Origin of the sequence: Tenacibaculum mesophilum, assembly GCF_003867075.1 — a bacterium.
Classification (GTDB): domain Bacteria; phylum Bacteroidota; class Bacteroidia; order Flavobacteriales; family Flavobacteriaceae; genus Polaribacter; species Polaribacter mesophilus.
The window spans coordinates 1,373,636-1,393,450 of sequence record NZ_CP032544.1 but is presented as its reverse complement, the minus strand read 5'-3'; the positions used below and the strand labels follow the sequence as shown (position 1 = coordinate 1,393,450).

The following is a 19,815-nucleotide window of genomic DNA, read 5'->3' as shown; positions in this document are numbered from 1 at the left end:
TGTGTGCGAGGATTTTCCGAAGGAAAATCAGAAGCTAGCAAACGAGCAACTAACTTTGGTTTAGCTAAAACTAGCAATTTTTTTTATACTGTGTTGGGTATAGTTATTTGTTCACAGTTTTTGCTATTCTGTTCAAAGCATTGATATCCACTTTAATTCCAAAAATTCGTTCTAAATCTTTTACTTGATTTTCTAAAGTAGGTGATTTTTGAAATAAGTCCCATAAATTTGTAATTCCTTTATATCGGTTTAGAACTTTTCTATCTTTGAAATACTCCATTATTTTGCCAATTCCTTTTGCCCCTAATTTAGTGAAGCTTAAGTCTCCAATAAAATCGTCAAAGCTTCCAGAATCGACTACATTTTCTATTGAATCTATGATTTTTGATTCTTTACCTAAATCCCAGAAATGAAACATTAGTCTATTAGTATTGATTTTATTTTTTCTACTAAATGCTTCCCAAAACTCTGTATATTCTTTATTAATCTTAAATTGCTCTTTTAGGTTTTTCGCTTCAGAAATATTTTTCTCGTAATTTAAAAATGAATGTCTCAATTCTTGATAATCATTTCTTAATTGTAATAGTTTGTCAGGTATATCATCAATAGTATTACACTGTGAGAGAAGAATTGGAACTAAAGGTGGAATAGGAATTTTTCTATAACCACTAAATTTGACTAATTCTTCGATTTTAATATCGTGTAATTTTTTTAAAGTTTCTATTGTTGATTTAGAAACTCCAAGACCTTTGTTTATTTCTAATTGAGCCTTAAATCCAGTTAAGGGAATAGTTGTTTGAAAGTTAGTATTAGGTAAAGCCTTATAAAGTCCAGATAGCAATTCTGTTGGTGTAGTATTGCTTTCAATCACTACAAATCTTTTCGAATCAGCTTTTTGACTTGTTGAATAGTCAGACATCAAAACTAGATACTTCGTTTCAAAATCTTCAAACTTTTTTGGTTTAAAATATTTTTCGTTTAAGTATTCTTTGTTTTTTTCTTGAAAGTCTACATATAATTCGGATTCGCCTTTTTTGTCTATTGATGATGGAACATCTTCTGCGTATAAAACTTTTCCCATTTCAGCGTAAAATGGAAATCCCATAATTTGCATTCCGTTTTTATGAGTTATAACTAACTCTGTCATTGGTCTGCCTTTTGGAAACGTAGCTTTTGTAGTTAAAAAATGATGATTCCACTCTTGATTAGATAATAAAAAATTTTCATTTAGAATAAATGATTCGACAAAGTTATTGAAGTTGAAAACAAATTCTTGAGTCGCTTTACCATAACCACCAATTACATAGTCCAACTCTCGTAAAAGTTCGAAATTGTAATAGGCTGTATTTTGTTTTATATTAATGTTTCTTGGTTTGGTCATAATTATGCCCAACGTGTTTGGCTATGGTTTCGTTGCGTGAAAATCCGCGAGGATTTTCCGCCGTGAACCGAAAATAGCAAATTTGCGAGGACTTTCCGAAAGGAAAGTCAGAAGCAATGAACTATAGCCGGTGTTGTGTACAGTATTTTTATTCCTCAATTTTATAATATTCAGTTTCTTTACCGTCTGTTATTAAAATCAGTTTTTTAGAATTCAAGTATTTTAATTCCGAAATCCAATTTCCATATAAATAAGTGTATTTGAGTTTAAATCCGTTCTCATATTTTACTATTTCTACGAATGAGTGGTCGTCTTCAACAATTACTTCTTCTCCGTTTTCTACTGGTTCAAAATCTTCTAAATTTCCTTTTCCGTTCTCAAACCAATAGTGATAGACAGTTTTAGAGTCCGAATTTTTTATTTTCCATTTTCCGCTCAGATATGATTCCACTTCTTTTTCTGTTTCACAACATTTTAAATGCTGTCCGAGTAAAGTCAGAGGTAAAAAAGTCAATATTAAAATCAGCGTTTTTTTCATTTTCAGGTTTGAGTGGATATTGTACACAACGGACTTGTGTATGAAACGTAGCGTGTAAAAAGACACTAACTTTTCGGGTTAACACAGAGCCGAATTTTTATATTTTGTTTTTAATTTTTCTATTCTAAAAGCCAAATTAAAAATTTGGCGGTCTTTGTAAATAAACACAAACCTTTCGGTTTAGAATTTATTAGCTATGTTTTATACACCGTGTTAGCGGTATTTTTAATGTATATAATTTCCAAATTCGAACAATATTGATTTAGATTTATCATTGATTAATAAAAATTTCCTGTAACTACCGTCTTTTGTGTCAATAATATATTCGAAAGATTCTGTATTCCAATCTTCTACTAATTGATTTGTCTGATTAGAAATCATTTGAAGCATTTCATTAAATTCAGCATTGCGATATTTTGTTAAAAATATATCTGGAAATGAGTTAAATGATTCAATATGTTTTTTGTTCCAATCTATAAGTTCAGTCAAATATTTTACTGGATTTTCTACTTTTCTCTTTGTCGGTAAAATTGAACTTTTGAAAAACTCTTCTGTGCCTATCCAATTAGGTGAATCATAAATAAATATTTCTTCTTCCGATATTTGAGAATCTAAGTTGAACTTAAAGTCTAATTTCGCAGGATTGTAACCATCAGAAATAATTTCGTAGAAGTAATCAATCATTGTAATTGAATTTTTCAAAACCTCACAAATTATTTTCTTTTCTTCTTTCATTTTGTAATTACCGCTAACGTATTTGTGTATGATTTTTTGCGGGAAAAGGACGCGAGTTCTTTTCCGTTGTAGCGGAAAGATAATTAATAAGATTGAATTTCCGCCGAGGAAATTCAGCCGAAATTAATTATACGCTTTGTTAGCTACTGGCCTTATTTAATTATTTTCATTTCATATCTTCTTGAATTCACACGTTTAAATAAATCAGCAACATTGTCTCTTTCCTTGATTATTCTCGTGTCTTTTCCGTTACGAATAATTCTCAGTTCTTTTAGGTTTTCAGATAATTCTTGTCTTTTGAAATCAGATTTTGGGCTATAATTACCTATCCATCCCAATTTTATAGCTTGTCCTTTTTTCAATATACAAGTAACTATATTCTTGTCAAAATCAACACTTAATTCTGAACTTTCAATTTCTTTGAGTTTTGATAGCCAATTTGATTCCATAATTACTGGATTAGAAACAAACCCTCCGAATATAGTTTCCTCATGAAATTTATATTCAATTGTTACTAATTCATCACTTGTGTTATAAATAAAGAATTCAGTTTTTATTGAGCAACTTATTAAAGTCAGAAATACTAAAAATATTAACTTTCTCATTTTTATTCAGCTTGTAGCTAACTCGTTATATACCAAGTTTTAGTTCTTTTATCCCGATAAAAACATGGGATATCATAAAGTATAGATTTTTTTATACACTGTCAAATATATCAAAACCAACACTTTATTAAAAGTAAAGTTATTGTTATTTGTTAATTAATTATAAAAGCTAATTGCTTTTACAATTCTTGCGAACCTAATACAAACAAAGTATTTATAAACTCTTACGGAATCCCATAAACTCAGCTATTTAGGGAATAAAAGATGTTTTAAGAGTCATTAAAGGTTGCACGGGTCGCTAATATCACGGCATGCTCCGTTGACACCACGGCGCGGGTCGCTGATATCACGGCATACTCCGTTAACACTACGGCGCAGACCTTTTTATGAAAGGCAACTGCCGCAACATCGTAAGAACTTTTATATAGAAATAAATCACGAATTCTTAACAACTAAGGACTAATAACTAAAAACTAACAACTAGCGAGTAACCACTACCTGTACGGAGGCCCCGCAACCCAACCCACAATAGACTTACGAATCCCTTTAGTAATAGGAGTAACACGATGCATCATAAAAGAAGGAAAAACAATGATTGTACCTTTCTCTCTAGGAGCATTTACAATTTTTTGATTCAGCATAAACTGTAAATCACCGCCCTCATACTCATCAGGGTCAGATAATTGCATGGAAATACTCAGTTTTCTATCAGAAATTTCACCCGCACCAAAATCCAAATGCCAATCAAAAAAGTCACCCTCAGTATAACTAGCCAATTGCAAATTGTTATGAAAACCTAACAAATCAAACCAATATCGTTCGTTATTACACTGAATAGCCAACCCCGCCAGTCGGTTGTAAATCCATTCAGTTTCAGGCGTATTTTCAATAAACATTACATCGCTTTTTCTAAGCTCATCATCATAAGTGTCAGATCCGCTAAGCGTAGCCTTAATTTTTTGATTCTCACTCCATAAATTCAAAATTCTATCAGTTTCATGCGGAAGAAATAAACCGTTGTAGTGTACAAACTCAGCAAAATTATGTTTTAACGGAAGACCAAAAGGATAGTTTATAGCCATGATATAAGAGTAGTTATAAGTTGAAAGAAGATTTCTTAATCTTTACAACACGTAAGTTTTAAAATTCAGTTAGTATTTAGATAGCAAAATATAAAAAACAAACAAGAAGGAGTAAAAAACAGTCGTAAAAGCAAAAAAATAAATCAAGAGTGTCCAACCAGTTGATGCTTTTAGAGACAGAAATATGGAAAACTGTCAGTTCGAGTGATTTTGAGGGACGAAAATCATACATCGACTTCGCTCAGTAGAACTATTGAGAACTAATTTAAAGGCTATAGTTCTTTTCCTTAAGAATAATGCATGCAAGGTTTTGATATTTAGTTATTAAAAAAACCGAACTAAAATGTTCGGTTTTTACTTTTATATGTTTAGGTTTAATATTACTTACTTAGGTATTTATTCAAAAAAACAGTTAATTCATCACCTTTAGGACCAGGAGCATTTTCATGAAGGATTTTTCCTTGTTTATCAAGAAGTATATATCTTGGAATATTAACCAGTTTAATTGATTTTAAAAAGTTTGCACTCTCTTGATTTAGCACCATATAACTATGCTGATAACTTTCCATATTTTCAGTTTTTACAGCGCTCAACCAGCTGTCTTTATTTTTGTCAATAGAAAGGTAAAGGAAAGTGATTTTTTCTTTTGAAAATTTATGTATCACCTTTTGATAGTCCGGCATAGATTCCCTACATGGGAAACACCAACTAGCCCAAAAATCGATAAATATGTAATTACCGTTGTTGTTTTTTATTAAATCATTCAAAGAACTTATTTCTTGATTATGATTTATAAGTTTTACATCATTCTTAATATTTTCAAATATATCAATATCAAGTAAATACTTGTCTTCCAGAATAGTATTTAATCTGTCATCTTGGTATTTGTTTTTAAATTCATTAAATTTTGATCTAGTAACATTAAAAGATTCTCCAAAATTAATCATAGCTTCAATACTTAAAAACCGAGCATATTTTGTAAGTGAGTCATTAAAATATAAAGGAGCATTATCAAAAGCCTCTACATAGTTAATGTATTGTCTTGAGCGAGTATAGGTAGGTTTAGATTTAATTACATTCTTTCTTAAGAAAGAAAGCATTAATGTTTTGGAATAGGGGTTTAAAAGAAGGCTGTCGTTTATAAAAATGGTTGAATTGAGTTTGCCTTTAGCAGCTTTTGATTTGAAATAACGATAGAATAATTTTAATTTATTGTTATATTCTATTAAAGACTTATATCTTAAATGCTCTTTTAAATCATTAGGTAGCTCTTGTTTTTTAAAAAAATCAATTTTATACAAGTAAAGTTTGTTCAATAGTTTAAAAAGAATTTTTTCTTCTTCATGTTTAGAAGGATATATACCTCTGTTTACTTTTACAGGATAGCTAACAAATTTTTGATAATCATTATTACCAATCATCGGCCTTTTATTGTGGTTTATAGAATAAAAGATATTAGTTAAGGAATCTATTTGTTTTTTGAAGCTTTGATAGATGCTATCTTGCTTTAATTTTTGTGAAACTTCTTTAAATCGCTTGTTATTTTGGTTGTAGGAGTTAACAATATATTCTATTCTGTCTTCATAAGCTTTAATCTTTATGCTGTCACCTTTACCTAAAAAGAGAGTATCGGGAACAATTTTTTTATGACTTAAATAAATAAATTCACCTTTATTTAATTTTATATTAATAGTATCTATCTTCTTTTTTGATGTATAGAGACTTTTATCAATGTTTTGATAACTAGATTCTTTTCTTAATGCAATTTGATTATTAGAATAGTTTTCTATGCAAACAATTAATTCATTTAAAGGTTTAGGAGTTTCATTATTTTTTTTACTGGTACAAGAGAAGAATAATAAAGTAAAAAGCACAAGTGAAATAGGTTTTATCAGCGTCATTTTTAATTTTAATTATTAAAGGAAAGGTTTTTTTAACCTTTCCTTTAAATTAGTTTAAACTGTGTTCTTTTTAGCAAGAGGCACAACAATACCCAGAAGCATAGCTACCATCGTTATACTCTTGCTGAAGTTGATAAGCAGATTGGGCTTCTTCTACCGAATAAACTTTTGCAGACCAATGTCTAAAAGAACCATCTTCATTTCTTACTGCAATTCTACAAGTTGAACCAGCAATACTGTGAAGTTCTTTCCTGTTAAGTATTGTAACTCCATTTAGATTAACAATTTTGTTTAGCATAATAAAATTTTATAAATTATTTTTTGGGTGAACTATTAAAGACACTCACCTTTGTGTCTATCCTTCGCGAAATGATATTATAATTAAAAGTTTAAAATCAATTGTGTTTTTTAAAAGAGTGGAATCCGTAAAGGAAAAATCTTTTCAAAGGTATCTTATAAAAATATTTTTTTTTTAAAAAAAACCGTAAAAAAAGTAAGGTTTTTCCTTATGTGTTTGTTTTTAATGTTTGATTATTAGTTTTTTAACGTGTTGTTGGAAAGGGGTACTTAATTTGCAGACGTTAATGTATGTTTTAAAATTATAAAAAAACAAAAGTAGTATCGAGAACTAATTTAAGTGTTATAACTCTTATTCTCGACACAAATTTTACTCATTTCAATCATAAAATTCACTCGAATTAACAAAATTTCATCAAAATGTACGATGTAAAAAGTGTAAGATAATACGCTAAAAATAAACTAAACACATACCATACACACAAAGTAGTAGAAAGTGAAAAACAACCTGTAACAGGTTTAGAATTTTGTTAGTAAAGAAACGGTAAAAATTACACAACAATAAGCAGTAAACTCAAAACAGAGAACTAAAAATAATTGTATTTTTACCTCAACAATTCAATACTATGATTTCACAAGAACAATTTAATAAAGAGTTAGATTTAATTATAGCAAATGCTATTAGAGAAGATATAGGAGATGGAGACCATACATCATTATCATGCATCCCTGCCGATGCAACAGGAAAAGCAAAACTATTAGTAAAAGACGAAGGTATAATAGCGGGAGTAGAATTTGCTAAAATGGTGTTTAACTATGTAGATGCCGATTTAAAAGTTGAAACGTTGATTAATGATGGTTCACCCGTAAAGTACGGAGATATTGTTTTTTATGTATCAGGAAAATCACAGTCTATTTTAATGGCAGAACGTTTGGTACTAAACGCAATGCAACGTATGAGTGCTATTGCAACCAAAACTAAGTTTTTTGCCAATTTGTTAGAAGGAACCAAAACCAAGGTGTTAGATACCCGTAAAACAACACCAGGAATTCGTGCTTTGGAAAAATGGGCGGTAAAAATAGGAGGCGGAGAAAACCACCGATTTGCTTTATACGATATGGTAATGATTAAAGACAATCACATCGATTTTGCTGGCGGAATTACACAAGCAATTACCAAAACCAAAAAGTACTTAGCAGAAAAAGGATTGGATATTAAAATAATTGTAGAAGCACGTAGCCTAGAAGAAATCGAAGAGATTTTACAAAACGAAGGTGTGTACAGAATTTTGATAGACAACTTTAACTATGAAGATACCCGTAAGGCGGTAGCTATGATAGGAGAGCAATGTTTAACAGAATCTTCTGGAGGAATCAATGAAAAAACCATTAGAGAATACGCAGAGTGTGGGGTTGATTTTATTTCGTCTGGAGCCTTAACACATTCGGTATACAATATGGATTTAAGCTTAAAAGCTGTTGATTAATTAAGAATCGTCATTACGAGTGAAACGAAGTAATCTTAACAGGTAATTACGTTCACTTTGTTTGAATAATAAAGACCAAAACTCATGAAAAAACAACTATTACTCATAGCAACGCTAGTAGTAGCTATGTCGTGTAAAACAGAGCAAACTAAAAAAGAAACCACTTCAAACATGGTAGAAAATCCATTATTAGTAAAAAGTTCTTTAGACTTTGGAGCACCAGATTTTACTAAAATAAAGAACGAACACTTTATGCCTGCAATTTTAAAAGGTATGGAAGTTCAAAATGAAGAAATAGCTAAAATTATAGCAAACACAGAAGCACCAACATTTGAAAATACCATTGCTGCACTTGAAGAAAGTAGCAAAACGTTAGACAATGCTACGGCTGTTTTTTATGCATTAGCAGGAGCACATACAAACGATACGATTAAAGACAATCAAAAAGAATTAGCACCTAAGTTTTCTAAACACAACGATGAAATTTTATTAAACACCAAGTTGTTTGAAAAAATAAAAGCAGTACATGATAATTTAGAGAATCTAGAATTGGATGCTGAGTCTAAACACTTGGTAAAAGAACAATATAAAAAGTTTGTAAAAGCAGGAGCTAACTTATCTGAAGAAAAGAAAAACGAGTTAAAAGAAATCAATGCAGAATTAGCAAGCTTATCTAATGACTTCGGAAAAAAGTTACTAGACGCGAGTAAAAAAGGAGGGTTAACAGTTACCGATAAAGAACAGTTAAAAGGACTTTCAGAAGAAACAATTAAAGGTTTAGAAAAAGACGGTAAGTACGAAATCCAACTGATTAACACTACACAACAACCTTTATTACAAACTTTAGAAAATAGAGAAGTTCGTAAACAATTGTTCGAAAAATCAATTCACAGAACTGATGCAGGTGAGTATAACACAAGCGACTTAGTAAAAAAGATGGCTTCGTTACGTGCTAAGAAAGCGCAAATCTTAGGTTTTGACAACTTTGCAAGCTGGAGTTTACAAGGAACAATGGCATCTACACCAGATAAAGTATTTGAAATGTTCAACGGATTAATTCCAGGGTCGTTATCAAAAGTAGCTGCTGAAACGAAAGAAATTCAAGCAGAAATCAATAAAGAAGGAAACGATTTTACCTTAGCTCCATACGATTGGAATCATTTTGCTGAAAAAGTACGTAAGTCTAAATACAACTTAAATGAAGACGAGGTAAAACCATACTTTGAGTTAACCAACGTATTAGAAAAAGGTGTGTTTTATGCGGCTACAAAATTATACGGAATCACCTTTAAAAAGCGTACCGATATTCCTACCTATCACCCAGATGTAGTAGTGTATGAAATCTTTGAAGAAGACGGAAGCAAGTTAGGATTGTTCTACGGAGACTTCTTTGCAAGAGACAGTAAACGCGGTGGTGCGTGGATGGGAGCTTTTGTAAAACAATCGAAAATAAGAGGACAAAAACCAGTAATTTACAATGTTTGTAACTACCCTAAACCAGCAGAAGGAGAACCAGCATTAATCAGCTTTGATAATGTAGAAACTACCTTCCATGAGTTCGGACATGCGTTACACGGTTTATTCGGAAATCAAAAATATGCATCAATTTCAGGAACAAGTACTGCAAGAGACTTTGTAGAATTTCCATCGCAGTTCAATGAAAACTGGGCAACACATCCAGAGGTATTAAATAACTATGCTTTACATTATAAAACAGGAGAAGTGATACCAGATGCGTTATTACAAAAAATTAAGAATGCAGGAACGTTCAATCAAGGATATTCAATTATTGAAAACTTAGCATCTTCTAATTTAGATATGCAATGGCACACCATATCAGCAGATACAAACATTGAAGATGTAGCTAAATTTGAAGAAGAAGCATTAGCTAAAATGAAATTGAAGATTGATGAGGTGCCACCAAGATACCGTTCAACATATTTCGCACACATTTTTAGCGGAGGATATGGTGCAGGATACTACTCGTATTTATGGACAGAAATGTTAAGTCACGATGCCTATGATTGGTTTAAAAACAACGGATTGTTAACTAGAGAAAACGGTCAGAAGTTTAGAGAGCAAATCTTATCGAAAGGAAACACGATGGACTATGCAGAAATGTATAAAGTTTTTGCAGGAAGAGATCCACAAGCTGAACCAATGTTAAAAGCGAGAGGATTACAATAAATGAATGATTTCTTTGACAACGAAACATTTACAAAAGTTGATTTTACACTAACAAAAATCAACAAAGGAGAATATGACAGCTGTACGTTCGAGAATTGCAATTTCGAGAACGTACATGCTTCAAATATTGAATTTTTAGAGTGTGAGTTTATCAACTGTAATTTTAGTAATACAGTGGTAAATAACACTTTTTTTAAAGATTGCACTTTTGAAAACTGTAAAATGGTTGGGGTAAAGTTTAATGAATGCAACAACTTTTTGCTAGAAATGAGCTTTCACAACTGCCAATTAAACTTATCTTCTTTTTACCAATTAAAAATTCCTACTACAAAATTTATAAGTTGTAATTTGCAAGAAGTAGATTTTGTTGAAGCTGACCTAAGTAGAAGTCTCTTTAAAGATTGTGATTTAAAAGGAGCAATTTTTGATCAGACGAATTTAGAAAAAGCAGATCTTACAACTGCCACTAATTTTGCGATCGACCCTGAAAATAATAGTATTAAAAAAGCTAAATTTTCCAATGAGAATATTGTAGGATTGTTATATAAATATGATATTGTGGTGGAGTAATGTGGTTGGGGTTATTGAAGTAGCAAAGATGCTGAGAAGTAAAGTTAGAAAGAGGCAAAGTTTCTAAGAGTTATAGAAGCAAAGTGAAAAAGAAAAGTATAAAATGAAAGAGAAAACACGTATAAAAACATTCAGAGATTTATTGGTTTGGCAAAAATCGATGGGTTTTGTAACAGAGGTTTATAAAATATCTAATAATTTTCCTAAGGAAGAAGTTTTTGGACTAACTTCACAAATGAGAAGAAGCGCAGTTTCAGTACCAAGTAATATTTCTGAAGGGTTTGGAAGACAAAGTTTAGGAGATTTTATTCGGTTTTTAAATATTGGAATAGCTTCGTTGTTTGAATTACAAACGCAACTTGAAATTTCTTCAAACTTAGAGTATATTTCAAAAGAATCTTTTGACAGACTTTATGAGGAATCAAGAGAGATAGAAAGAATGCTATCAAGTTTAATAAGAAAGTTAAAGGAAAAACGATAAAAACTATGCAACTTTGATACAGTAACACTATTCAACTTTGAAACTAAAAAAACTTAGCATCTTTAAACCTCAGGAACCAATGACACTTTGCATCTTAGAATCTCTGAAACTAGAAACACTTTGCAACTAAAAAGAAAATGACTAAACAGATAGAAGAAAGCCTTGAGAAAATTCCAGTAATAAACTGGCTCGTAGCCTTTGGAAAGAAAATTAAAATTCCGGGGTTAGAAGGAATGTCTTTGTATGATGTACTCGAAATGTATGTTATCGGTATTGTAAAAGGAGCATTAACAACAAGGGCAGGAGGTATTGCTTTTAGTTTCTTTATGGCAATCTTTCCATTCTTATTATTCATTTTAACACTCATCCCATACATCCCAATTGATGGGTTCCAAGACGGACTACTCTCATTAATGCAAGAGGCGTTACCACCAAAAACCTTTGAAGCGGTAGATTTTGTGATAAAAGATATTATTAACAATCAGTACGGAGGATTGTTATCATTCGGTTTTTTAGCCTCTATTTTTTTAATGACAAATGGTGTAAACGCCATATTTGGTGGATTTGAATATTCTTACCATGTAACAGAAATGAGAAGCGTTTTTAGAGCTTATTTTGTTTCCTTAGCGGTATCATTACTCATGTCTTTCTTCTTAATTGTAACGGTAACATTGATTATTTTTTATCAAATAGCGCTAACAAGAATCCATAAAATAGGATGGCTAAACACAGGAGATTTAGATTTGTTTTACTACGGAAGAGGTTTCTTGTTTTTAGTAATGATTTTTACCATTGTATCGCTACTTTTTAGATACGGAACTAAACAAGGGAAAGAAGTAAAATTCTTTTCACCAGGTGCTATTTTAACTACCGTAGTATCTATGTTTACTTTTTACTTATTTGGAATTTATGTAGTAAAGTTTGCGCAATACAATCAGCTATACGGTTCAATTGGTACGCTGTTAATCTTAATGCTTTTTGTGTGGTTAAACGCAATTATTCTTCTCTTAGGCTTTGAGCTAAACGCTACAATTTACCGTTTAAAACGCAAAAATAAAGCGAGAGCTAAATAACATTTTTCTTCATAATTTTTCGGATATTTGCAGGCTAAAACGCAAATCAAATTACGAATTAATAATTACGAATTATCAATAAATTCATAATTAAAAATTCATAATTCATAATTAACAAAAAAAAATGAAACCAGGAATCCCAAAAGGAACAAGAGATTTTTCATCAACAGAAGTAGCAAAGAGAAACTATATTTTTAATACGATAAAACATTCGTTTGAAAATTTCGGATTTCAACCTATTGAAACGCCAAGTTTTGAAAACTCTTCTACATTAATGGGGAAGTATGGAGAAGAAGGGGATAGATTGATTTTTAAAATCTTGAATTCTGGTGATTATTTAAGTAAGGTAAAAACAGACTTTAATAGTTTTGAATTTTTTCAAAGTACTTTAAAAGGAATTCTAAAGAAAGTCGTTAAACGTGTAAGAGTAATAAAAGAGAATGGTGAAGTATGGAAATTAACAACTGAAGAGAGTAAAAAAGAGGATATTAAAAGATATTTGTCAGATTCTTTAAATGAAACTACTACAAGTTTTAACAATAATAAACTTTTTAAGAATCTCAAGAATGATTTTAAAAACTTTTTTAAAGAAAAAAATGAAGTTTTAGCAATAATAATAATTGATGATATAGAAAAAGGAATTAAAAGCAATGTTTTCTTTGACTCAAATATTTTTGATTTTTATATTAAGAAAGTTATAAATAAGGATACAAGTTTAATTTCTGATAAAGCCTTACGTTACGACTTAACAGTACCGTTTGCACGTTACGTAGTACAACACCAAAACGAAATTACGTTTCCGTTTAAACGTTACCAAATTCAACCAGTTTGGAGAGCAGATAGACCTCAAAAAGGACGTTTCCGTGAGTTTTATCAATGTGATGCCGATGTGGTAGGAAGTACTTCATTATGGCAAGAAGTTGAATTCGTTCAATTATATGATACAGTTTTTAGTAAGTTAGGATTAAATGGTACGACTATCAAAATCAATAACCGAAAAATCTTGTCTGGAATTGCTGAGGTAATTGGAGCATCAGACAAACTGATTGATTTTACAGTTGCTTTAGATAAGTTAGATAAAATAGGAAAAGACGGTGTGGTTAAGGAGATGTTGGAGAAAGGAATTTCTGCTGAAGCCATTGAAAAAGTTGATCCGTTATTTAACTTTTCAGGAAGTAATCAAGATAAGTTAGCTTCTTTAGAGGCTATGTTACAAGAATCGGAAGAAGGATTACAAGGTGTAGCTGATGTAAGAACTGTGGTTGATAATGTAGAAAGCATCGGGCTAGATTCAGCTAGTTTAGAATTAGATGTAACCTTAGCTAGAGGATTGAACTATTATACAGGAGCTATTTATGAAGTAGCCGCTCCAGAAGGTGTAAAAATGGGTTCTATCGGAGGTGGAGGTCGTTATGACGACTTGACAGGTATTTTCGGTTTAAAAGATGTTTCTGGAGTAGGAATATCTTTCGGGTTGGATAGAATTTACTTGGTGATGGAAGAATTAGGACTGTTTGAAGCAGTAGAATTACCAAAACCTAAAGTATTGTTCTTAAACTTTGACGAAAACGAGAGTTTAGATAAAATAAAAGCCATAAAAACATTAAGACAAAATAATATCAAGTCAGAAATGTATCCAGATGTGGCAAGCAGTAACAATCAGCAAAAGAAGCAATGGAAATACGCTACAAATAGAGAAATTGAGTTTGTAGTGACAACCGTTGAAAATGGTACGCTTGTTGTTAAAAATATGTCGACAGGAGAGCAAACTACTTGTTCTTTAGACGAATTGATAAATAAAGTGCAGTAAATTACCAACAATGTTGTAAATTTGCGCCCTACTAATTTTAGATAGAAATGTTTGAAGTGAACAACAACAAAATGAATGACGATAGCATAGATGAAATAGGAGAGAACCACATTGGTACATCGGCTAAAACGCCTTTACGTGCAGATGCTTTCGATATTTCTGACAAGGAAAAAATTGAAAAAATTCAAGAGAGCGTTAGAGAAATTCTTGAAACCTTAGGAATGGATTTAACAGACGATAGTATGCAAGGTACTCCTAAAAGAGTAGCTAAAGCTTTCGTGAATGAGTTGTTTATGGGATTAAATCCTGAAAACAAACCAGAGCCTTCTACATTTGACAATACGTACAAGTACGGTGAAATGTTAGTTGAAAAAAACATTATTGTATATTCAACATGTGAGCATCATTTATTACCAATTATTGGTAGAGCACATGTGGCGTATATTTCAAATGGTAAAGTAATCGGTTTATCTAAGATGAATCGTATTGTAGAGTATTATGCTAAGCGTCCGCAAGTACAAGAGCGTTTAACAATGCAAGTAGTACAAGCAATGCAAGAAGCATTAGGAACGCAAGATGTTGCCTGTGTTATAGATGCTAAACATTTATGTGTTAACTCACGTGGTATTAAAGATATTGAAAGTAGTACAGTAACTGCTGAGTTTGGTGGAGCATTTAAAAACAAAGAAACCAAGCGTGAATTCTTAGATTACATAAAATTAAACACCGATTTTCAATAGAAAATAAATAGTAAATAAACAAAAAGCGCATTCGAAAGAATGCGCTTTTTTGTTTTATGCTTTTGCTTTAAACCTCTTATATCCAGTAAAAAAGAAGAATAAACTAAAGATAATTTTTATACCTAAGTAAAAATATTTATCCGTCGTTGTCCAAGAGAAAAGCAACTTGTATATCTCTTTGTTTTCTAAAAATTGAGTAACACCATCAAATAGTATTACCAAACCAAAAACAAGATAAAAATAGGGCATTACTTTACTCATTACTGAACAGGAATTTTAATTTCGTATAATTTTCTACTCTTATTATTTAATTTGTTTTCTCTCAACCAAGAGTTGTGTAGTTTTAAATCTTTATAGGTAGTACCAAACTTTTTAGCAAACAAAGCAATATCAGTAATGGCTGTATCTACTTTTACAGTGTAAGTTTCAGGTAACGTGTACAAATCTTCTTTATCGAATGTGAAACCGTATTTTTCTGGATTTGAGATGATTTCTTTTAAGGCTAAAATTCTGAATACATATCGTTCAGTCTCATCAGGTAATAAAGCATCATAATAACTGGTTACACCTTGAGCATCTAATCTTTTTGAAATACCGTAGTTGCCTGCATTGTAAGCTGCTGCCGCAAGTGTCCAAGAACCGAAACGCTCTTTTGATTTCTTTAAATATTCAGCAGCTACTTTAGTAGATTTTTCAATATGGTAACGTTCATCAACATTACTATTAATTTCTAATCCATATTCTCTTCCTGTTTGTTTCATAAAATGCCACATACCAGCAGCTCCTACATGTGATGTTTCATCAATAAATCCACTTTCAGCCAAGGCTAAAAACTTAAAATCGTCAGGTAAGCCATATTTTTCTAGTAGAGGTTCTAAAATAGGAAAGTATTTATTAGCACGTTTTATTAATAACAATCCATTAGACTGCCAATAGGTGTTTACTAAAAGCTCGCGATCCATTCGTTCTTTAATGTCGGGTTTTTCAATAGGAACTCGTTCTCCAGCTAAATTTAAATCGTTAGGTAGTTTTAAAGCCTTAACCTCATAGCTTTCTGCCACATTTTTAATGGTAGGTTCGTTTGATTTACTTATAGTATTGGTAAATAAAATTCCAACAAATACTATAGTTAAGATAGATAAGAAACGGATTGATTTGTTCATTTGTTCTTTTAGTTTTTGTCAAGTTGTGTAATGGTATTAATCCATCAAAAAACATTCCTTTTTTAATATTTCAGAAATAGTTTTTGACTTGGTCAGTATCATCACATGTGTACCATTTTCAACTTCAATTGCGTTTTTGATATACTTTATAGGAAAAACCTCGTCTTTTTTTCCATGAATATGTACTATTCCAGGAATTGATTTTTCTTGCTTCCAATGTAATACGTTGTATATAGCCCATTGCAAATACTTTTTATCTCTTATGGATAAATATATTTTATATAGCTCAGCTCGTTTTTTTAAATAATCATTAAAAAAGTAGCGTTCGTAACTTTCAATATTTGAAATAACTTTTGAAGGGAAAAGTTTATAGGCTTTTGTTACTTGTACTAATTTAAAACGTTTGGGAAACTCTTTATTGTTTTTAACGCTAGAAATTATAATTATTTTTTTACAATCAATAATTTTACTCATCTCTTGTACGATAATTCCCCCAAAAGAGACCCCAATTAAGATAGGGTTTTTATGTTGGATTTTAGCACATAATCGTTCGGCATATTCTTCAATACTTTCATCGATAGATGTTGGAAGCATCCAATCTAAAAAGTGTAATTCAAAATGTTCTTCTGGTAAAGAAATACGCTCAAATATTTTGGTATTGGCAGCTAAACCAGGAACAAAATATAAGTGAGTTTTAGGCATTATTCAATAAACTTTTTGTCTAATAAAATACCATCTATATATTCATGTATATCAATAAGTTCATCAGGAATATCTTTCCATAAACGAATTAAAATTTGTTTTCCATCATGAACTATGTAAGTGCTAGATAAATCAGGTATTCTAGGATTGTTATAAGCGTCTTTAAAATTTTTAAAATCCTTTTTAGTAAGTTTTTCGTTTAACTCCTGTAGTTGTTTTTCAGAAAGCGTAAATTTCTGAATACCTTTTACAAGTACATATTCTACTCCGTTGTAAACAACGTTTCCTTCTTTATCAATGGAAACAGTATATACTGGACAGTCACCAAAACATTGAGTTTTAGTAATTCTTAAAAGATTGTTTTTTTCTTCGGAAATAATGTTAGTTAATTTTTCATCGGTGTTGGCATCAATCAATCTGAACTCACCACTTTCTTGTAATTTATCAATCCAAAAATCACGTTTCCCTTCTGGAACTTCAACAATACCTATTTTTGAAGCACCTGTTTCATAAGCCATTTTACTCCAAGTTAAACCGCTATTTTTTATAAGTGATTTTACATCATCAATACTTTTAGCGTTTTTAAGAACAACAATCAGTTGATTTTGAGAAGCCATAGGTTTAGTAGCTTCTTCTTTAGCAATTATTACTTTTTCAGTTGGCTCTGTTAATTTGGTTTCAGAACCTTTTTTAGGAATACCACAAGAGATTCCTAAGGCTAAAAAAGAGTATAATAAATACTTCATAGGTAGTTTTTTTGATTGAGTGAACTAGTTGACAAGTTAAGCAATAACTTCAGTATCTACAAAATCAAAACGAACTAAACCATCTTCATCAATTTTTGTTAACGTAACTGTATGTAATGTATTCACTAATTCAGGATTCCAAGGAGCTTTAACCTTTACATAGTTTTCTGTAAACCCGTGGATATACCCTTCTTTGTTCTCACTTTCAAATAAAACAGTTAACGTGTTACTTAACTGACTTTCATAAAAAGCTCTACGTTTTTTAACAGATAATCCACGCAGCATTTTACTTCGTTTTGCACGTGTTTTCTTTGGAACCACACCATCCATTTCGTTAGCTTCAGTATTTGGTCTTTCAGAATACGTGAAAACGTGTAAGTAAGAAATATCTAAATCAGCTAAATAGTTATAGGTTTCTAAAAACAATTCATCTGTTTCACCAGGGAACCCAACAATAACATCTACACCAATACAAGCGTTAGGCATTACTTCCTTAATTTTTGCAACTCTATCAGTATATACTTTACGTAAATAGCGACGCTTCATTTTCTTTAAAAGTGTGTCACTTCCTGATTGTAGAGGAATGTGAAAATGAGGAACAAACGTATTTGAGTTGGAAACAAAATCAATTGTTTCATCTTTTAATAAGTTAGGTTCAATTGAAGAGATTCGTAAACGGTTAATTCCTTCTACTTTATCAAGAGCTTGTACCAACTCTAAAAAGGTATGTTCGTGTTTTTTATTACCGAATTCACCTTTTCCGTAGTCACCAATATTTACTCCTGTTAAAACAATTTCTTTAATCCCTTTTTCAGAAATTTCTTTGGCATTTTTCAATACGTTTTCTAACGTATCACTTCGAGAAATTCCACGTGCTAACGGTATCGTACAGTAAGTACATTTGTAGTCACAACCATCTTGCACTTTTAAGAAAGCACGGGTACGATCTCCAATAGAATACGAACCTACATAAAAATCGGCATCTTCAATTTCACAAGAATGTACTTCACCAATGTCATTTTTGGTTAAGTCGTTAATATAGCTAGTTACATTAAACTTTTCCGTAGCACCCAATACTAAATCTACACCATCAACAGCAGCTAATTCTTCAGGTTTTAATTGCGCATAACATCCTACACCAATAACAAAAGCCTCTTCATTTTTCTTTAAGGCAGATTTTACAATGCTTTTAAAGCGCTTATCAGCATTGTCTGTTACCGAACAAGTATTAATTACATATATATCTGCTTCCTCTTCAAACTCAACACGCTCAAACCCTTCATTAACAAAGTTTCTGGCAATGGTTGAGGTTTCTGAAAAATTTAATTTACAACCTAAGGTGTAAAAAGCTACTTTCTTATCTACATTCATCTTTTCTCTATCCTAAATAAAAAACAAAAGCCTTGTACAAGTCTTTAATTTTTTAGAAGTTCGTATAGTTTATTTAATCTACGACTGCTTAAAGCAGTTTTGGGTTTGCAAAAGTACGATAATATTCATGATTTTTGAAACGAAAAGATTACTTATTCGAAAGCTTCAAGTTGTTGATATAGAACCTTTTTATGAGCTAGAAAGCAATCCGAAAGTATTGCAATACGCCACTGGGGAACCTAAAGATTTAGAAGAAAGTAAAGAGGATTTAGAACAGCTTATAGCACGATACACTAATAAAGAAAATGATTTTTGGATATATGCCATAGAACGTAAGTCAGACAATAATTTTGTAGGCACGGTTGCTTTGGTAAAAGATGAAGAAGGAAATGATGAAATAGGATATCGGTTTATAGAACGATACTGGGGAAATGGTTTTGCAACTGAACTTTGTGAAGGATTAATACAGTACTGTAAATCTATTGGAATGAAAAAACTTATAGGGTGTGTGGTGGATGAAAATGTTGCTTCCGCTAAAATATTAGAACGATTCAACTTTGTTGCGGTAGAGAAATTTATAAGTGATGATATTGGTCTACCAGAAACAAAATATGAACTAATTTTATGATAGTAGATAATTTAAAACCTCCATATTACGCAGTAATTTTCACGACAACTCTTTCAGATGATACAGAAGGATATTATGAGATGGCTGAAAAAATGGACAATTTAGCTAAAGAACAAGATGGGTATTTAGGTGTTGAGTCGACAAGGAGCAATGTAGGCATTACGGTTTCTTATTGGGAAAGTTTGGATGCTATTGTAAAATGGAGAAATAATGTAGAGCATACTGAAGCTAGAAATAAAGGAAGAGAAAGGTGGTATAAAAAATATCAACTACGTATATGTAAAGTAGAACGAGAGTATGGTTTTGAAAAAGGATAGG

At 31.2% G+C, this 19,815-nt stretch carries 20 protein-coding genes; 9 read left to right on the top strand and 11 right to left on the bottom strand.

Features of this window, described 5'->3' with window-relative positions:
* Nucleotides 1-103 precede the first annotated feature (103 nt).
* The 7 genes from D6200_RS06430 to D6200_RS06390 form a co-directional block, all read right to left on the bottom strand.
* On the bottom strand, nucleotides 104-1,381 hold the full coding sequence (locus D6200_RS06430) for a hypothetical protein (protein WP_073184781.1): 1,278 nt from the start codon (nucleotides 1,379-1,381) through the stop codon (nucleotides 104-106).
* A gap of 148 nt (nucleotides 1,382-1,529) precedes the next feature.
* Entirely contained in the window at nucleotides 1,530-1,919 is a 390-nt protein-coding gene (locus tag D6200_RS06420; RefSeq protein ID WP_073184783.1) for a hypothetical protein, read from the bottom strand.
* 225 nt (nucleotides 1,920-2,144) lie between these two features.
* On the bottom strand, nucleotides 2,145-2,603 hold the full coding sequence (locus tag D6200_RS06415) for a hypothetical protein (RefSeq protein ID WP_125064383.1): 459 nt from the start codon (nucleotides 2,601-2,603) through the stop codon (nucleotides 2,145-2,147).
* Nucleotides 2,604-2,806: 203 nt separating this feature from the next.
* Nucleotides 2,807-3,259, bottom strand: coding sequence for a hypothetical protein (locus D6200_RS06410; protein ID WP_073184788.1), 453 nt, complete (start codon nucleotides 3,257-3,259; stop codon nucleotides 2,807-2,809).
* A 494-nt stretch (nucleotides 3,260-3,753) separates the two neighbouring features.
* A complete protein-coding gene (locus D6200_RS06400) occupies nucleotides 3,754-4,341 on the bottom strand; it encodes a 2OG-Fe(II) oxygenase (RefSeq protein ID WP_073184790.1) in 588 nt (195 codons plus the stop codon).
* A gap of 380 nt (nucleotides 4,342-4,721) precedes the next feature.
* Nucleotides 4,722-6,242 carry a TlpA family protein disulfide reductase gene (locus D6200_RS06395; RefSeq protein WP_073184792.1) on the bottom strand — a complete coding sequence of 507 codons (1,521 nt, stop codon included), beginning with the start codon at nucleotides 6,240-6,242 and terminating at the stop codon, nucleotides 4,722-4,724.
* Nucleotides 6,243-6,312: 70 nt separating this feature from the next.
* The gene (locus D6200_RS06390; protein ID WP_047790487.1) at nucleotides 6,313-6,540 is read right to left on the bottom strand and encodes a hypothetical protein; all 228 of its coding nucleotides are present in this window, start codon (nucleotides 6,538-6,540) and stop codon (nucleotides 6,313-6,315) included.
* Nucleotides 6,541-7,165: 625 nt separating this feature from the next.
* On the opposite strand from D6200_RS06390, the gene nadC reads away from it, so the two are divergent.
* From nadC to folE, 7 genes are all read left to right on the top strand, one after another.
* On the top strand, nucleotides 7,166-8,026 hold the full coding sequence (gene nadC, locus D6200_RS06385; RefSeq protein WP_073184794.1) for a carboxylating nicotinate-nucleotide diphosphorylase: 861 nt from the start codon (nucleotides 7,166-7,168) through the stop codon (nucleotides 8,024-8,026).
* Between the two features lie 84 nt (nucleotides 8,027-8,110).
* On the top strand, nucleotides 8,111-10,213 hold the full coding sequence (locus D6200_RS06380) for a M3 family metallopeptidase (RefSeq protein WP_073184797.1): 2,103 nt from the start codon (nucleotides 8,111-8,113) through the stop codon (nucleotides 10,211-10,213).
* Nucleotides 10,214-10,783 carry a pentapeptide repeat-containing protein gene (locus D6200_RS06375; RefSeq protein WP_073184799.1) on the top strand — a complete coding sequence of 190 codons (570 nt, stop codon included), beginning with the start codon at nucleotides 10,214-10,216 and terminating at the stop codon, nucleotides 10,781-10,783.
* A 103-nt stretch (nucleotides 10,784-10,886) separates the two neighbouring features.
* The gene (locus D6200_RS06370; protein WP_073184801.1) at nucleotides 10,887-11,264 is read left to right on the top strand and encodes a four helix bundle protein; all 378 of its coding nucleotides are present in this window, start codon (nucleotides 10,887-10,889) and stop codon (nucleotides 11,262-11,264) included.
* A gap of 137 nt (nucleotides 11,265-11,401) precedes the next feature.
* Nucleotides 11,402-12,337, top strand: a complete 936-nt coding sequence (locus D6200_RS06365) for a YihY/virulence factor BrkB family protein (RefSeq protein ID WP_047790482.1) — start codon at nucleotides 11,402-11,404, stop codon at nucleotides 12,335-12,337.
* Nucleotides 12,338-12,461: 124 nt separating this feature from the next.
* On the top strand, nucleotides 12,462-14,147 hold the full coding sequence (hisS, locus tag D6200_RS06360; RefSeq protein ID WP_073184803.1) for a histidine--tRNA ligase: 1,686 nt from the start codon (nucleotides 12,462-12,464) through the stop codon (nucleotides 14,145-14,147).
* Between the two features lie 47 nt (nucleotides 14,148-14,194).
* Nucleotides 14,195-14,887 (top strand): GTP cyclohydrolase I FolE, encoded by a 693-nt coding sequence (gene folE / locus D6200_RS06355; protein ID WP_073184806.1) that lies wholly within the window; start codon nucleotides 14,195-14,197, stop codon nucleotides 14,885-14,887.
* Between the two features lie 260 nt (nucleotides 14,888-15,147).
* Here folE and D6200_RS06350 read toward each other — a convergent pair whose 3' ends face one another.
* From D6200_RS06350 to mtaB, 4 genes are read right to left on the bottom strand one after another with little or no spacing between them, the layout of a single operon-like run.
* A complete protein-coding gene (locus D6200_RS06350; protein WP_073184808.1) occupies nucleotides 15,148-16,050 on the bottom strand; it encodes a lytic transglycosylase domain-containing protein in 903 nt (300 codons plus the stop codon).
* A gap of 36 nt (nucleotides 16,051-16,086) precedes the next feature.
* Complete coding sequence (locus D6200_RS06345) at nucleotides 16,087-16,752, bottom strand: alpha/beta hydrolase (RefSeq protein ID WP_073184810.1); 666 nt, start codon at nucleotides 16,750-16,752, stop codon at nucleotides 16,087-16,089.
* On the bottom strand, nucleotides 16,752-17,498 hold the full coding sequence (locus D6200_RS06340) for a DUF6438 domain-containing protein (RefSeq protein WP_073184812.1): 747 nt from the start codon (nucleotides 17,496-17,498) through the stop codon (nucleotides 16,752-16,754). Before D6200_RS06340 ends, D6200_RS06345 begins: the two co-directional genes overlap by 1 nt.
* 36 nt (nucleotides 17,499-17,534) lie before the next feature.
* Nucleotides 17,535-18,869 (bottom strand): tRNA (N(6)-L-threonylcarbamoyladenosine(37)-C(2))-methylthiotransferase MtaB, encoded by a 1,335-nt coding sequence (gene mtaB, locus D6200_RS06335; RefSeq protein WP_073184814.1) that lies wholly within the window; start codon nucleotides 18,867-18,869, stop codon nucleotides 17,535-17,537.
* A 127-nt stretch (nucleotides 18,870-18,996) separates the two neighbouring features.
* Here mtaB and D6200_RS06330 point away from each other — a divergent pair, with 127 nt between their 5' ends.
* Together D6200_RS06330 and D6200_RS06325 are read left to right on the top strand one after the other, a co-directional pair.
* Nucleotides 18,997-19,497: a GNAT family N-acetyltransferase gene (locus tag D6200_RS06330; protein ID WP_073184816.1), complete on the top strand. Its 501-nt coding sequence runs from the start codon at nucleotides 18,997-18,999 to the stop codon at nucleotides 19,495-19,497.
* Complete coding sequence (locus D6200_RS06325; protein ID WP_073184818.1) at nucleotides 19,494-19,814, top strand: antibiotic biosynthesis monooxygenase family protein; 321 nt, start codon at nucleotides 19,494-19,496, stop codon at nucleotides 19,812-19,814. Before D6200_RS06330 ends, D6200_RS06325 begins: the two co-directional genes overlap by 4 nt.
* Nucleotide 19,815: the final 1 nt, after the last annotated feature.

Bases quoted from the DNA above. Each gene is read 5' to 3' on its own strand.
- D6200_RS06430 (WP_073184781.1), bottom strand. From the start codon at position 1,381: ATGACCAAACCAAGAAACATTAATATAAAACAAAATACAGCCTATTAC.
- D6200_RS06420 (WP_073184783.1), bottom strand. From the start codon at position 1,919: ATGAAAAAAACGCTGATTTTAATATTGACTTTTTTACCTCTGACTTTA.
- D6200_RS06415 (WP_125064383.1), bottom strand. From the start codon at position 2,603: ATGATTGATTACTTCTACGAAATTATTTCTGATGGTTACAATCCTGCG.
- D6200_RS06410 (WP_073184788.1), bottom strand. From the start codon at position 3,259: ATGAGAAAGTTAATATTTTTAGTATTTCTGACTTTAATAAGTTGCTCA.
- D6200_RS06400 (WP_073184790.1), bottom strand. From the start codon at position 4,341: ATGGCTATAAACTATCCTTTTGGTCTTCCGTTAAAACATAATTTTGCT.
- D6200_RS06395 (WP_073184792.1), bottom strand. From the start codon at position 6,242: ATGACGCTGATAAAACCTATTTCACTTGTGCTTTTTACTTTATTATTC.
- D6200_RS06390 (WP_047790487.1), bottom strand. From the start codon at position 6,540: ATGCTAAACAAAATTGTTAATCTAAATGGAGTTACAATACTTAACAGG.
- nadC (WP_073184794.1), top strand. From the start codon at position 7,166: ATGATTTCACAAGAACAATTTAATAAAGAGTTAGATTTAATTATAGCA.
- D6200_RS06380 (WP_073184797.1), top strand. From the start codon at position 8,111: ATGAAAAAACAACTATTACTCATAGCAACGCTAGTAGTAGCTATGTCG.
- D6200_RS06375 (WP_073184799.1), top strand. From the start codon at position 10,214: ATGAATGATTTCTTTGACAACGAAACATTTACAAAAGTTGATTTTACA.
- D6200_RS06370 (WP_073184801.1), top strand. From the start codon at position 10,887: ATGAAAGAGAAAACACGTATAAAAACATTCAGAGATTTATTGGTTTGG.
- D6200_RS06365 (WP_047790482.1), top strand. From the start codon at position 11,402: ATGACTAAACAGATAGAAGAAAGCCTTGAGAAAATTCCAGTAATAAAC.
- hisS (WP_073184803.1), top strand. From the start codon at position 12,462: ATGAAACCAGGAATCCCAAAAGGAACAAGAGATTTTTCATCAACAGAA.
- folE (WP_073184806.1), top strand. From the start codon at position 14,195: ATGTTTGAAGTGAACAACAACAAAATGAATGACGATAGCATAGATGAA.
- D6200_RS06350 (WP_073184808.1), bottom strand. From the start codon at position 16,050: ATGAACAAATCAATCCGTTTCTTATCTATCTTAACTATAGTATTTGTT.
- D6200_RS06345 (WP_073184810.1), bottom strand. From the start codon at position 16,752: ATGCCTAAAACTCACTTATATTTTGTTCCTGGTTTAGCTGCCAATACC.
- D6200_RS06340 (WP_073184812.1), bottom strand. From the start codon at position 17,498: ATGAAGTATTTATTATACTCTTTTTTAGCCTTAGGAATCTCTTGTGGT.
- mtaB (WP_073184814.1), bottom strand. From the start codon at position 18,869: ATGAATGTAGATAAGAAAGTAGCTTTTTACACCTTAGGTTGTAAATTA.
- D6200_RS06330 (WP_073184816.1), top strand. From the start codon at position 18,997: ATGATTTTTGAAACGAAAAGATTACTTATTCGAAAGCTTCAAGTTGTT.
- D6200_RS06325 (WP_073184818.1), top strand. From the start codon at position 19,494: ATGATAGTAGATAATTTAAAACCTCCATATTACGCAGTAATTTTCACG.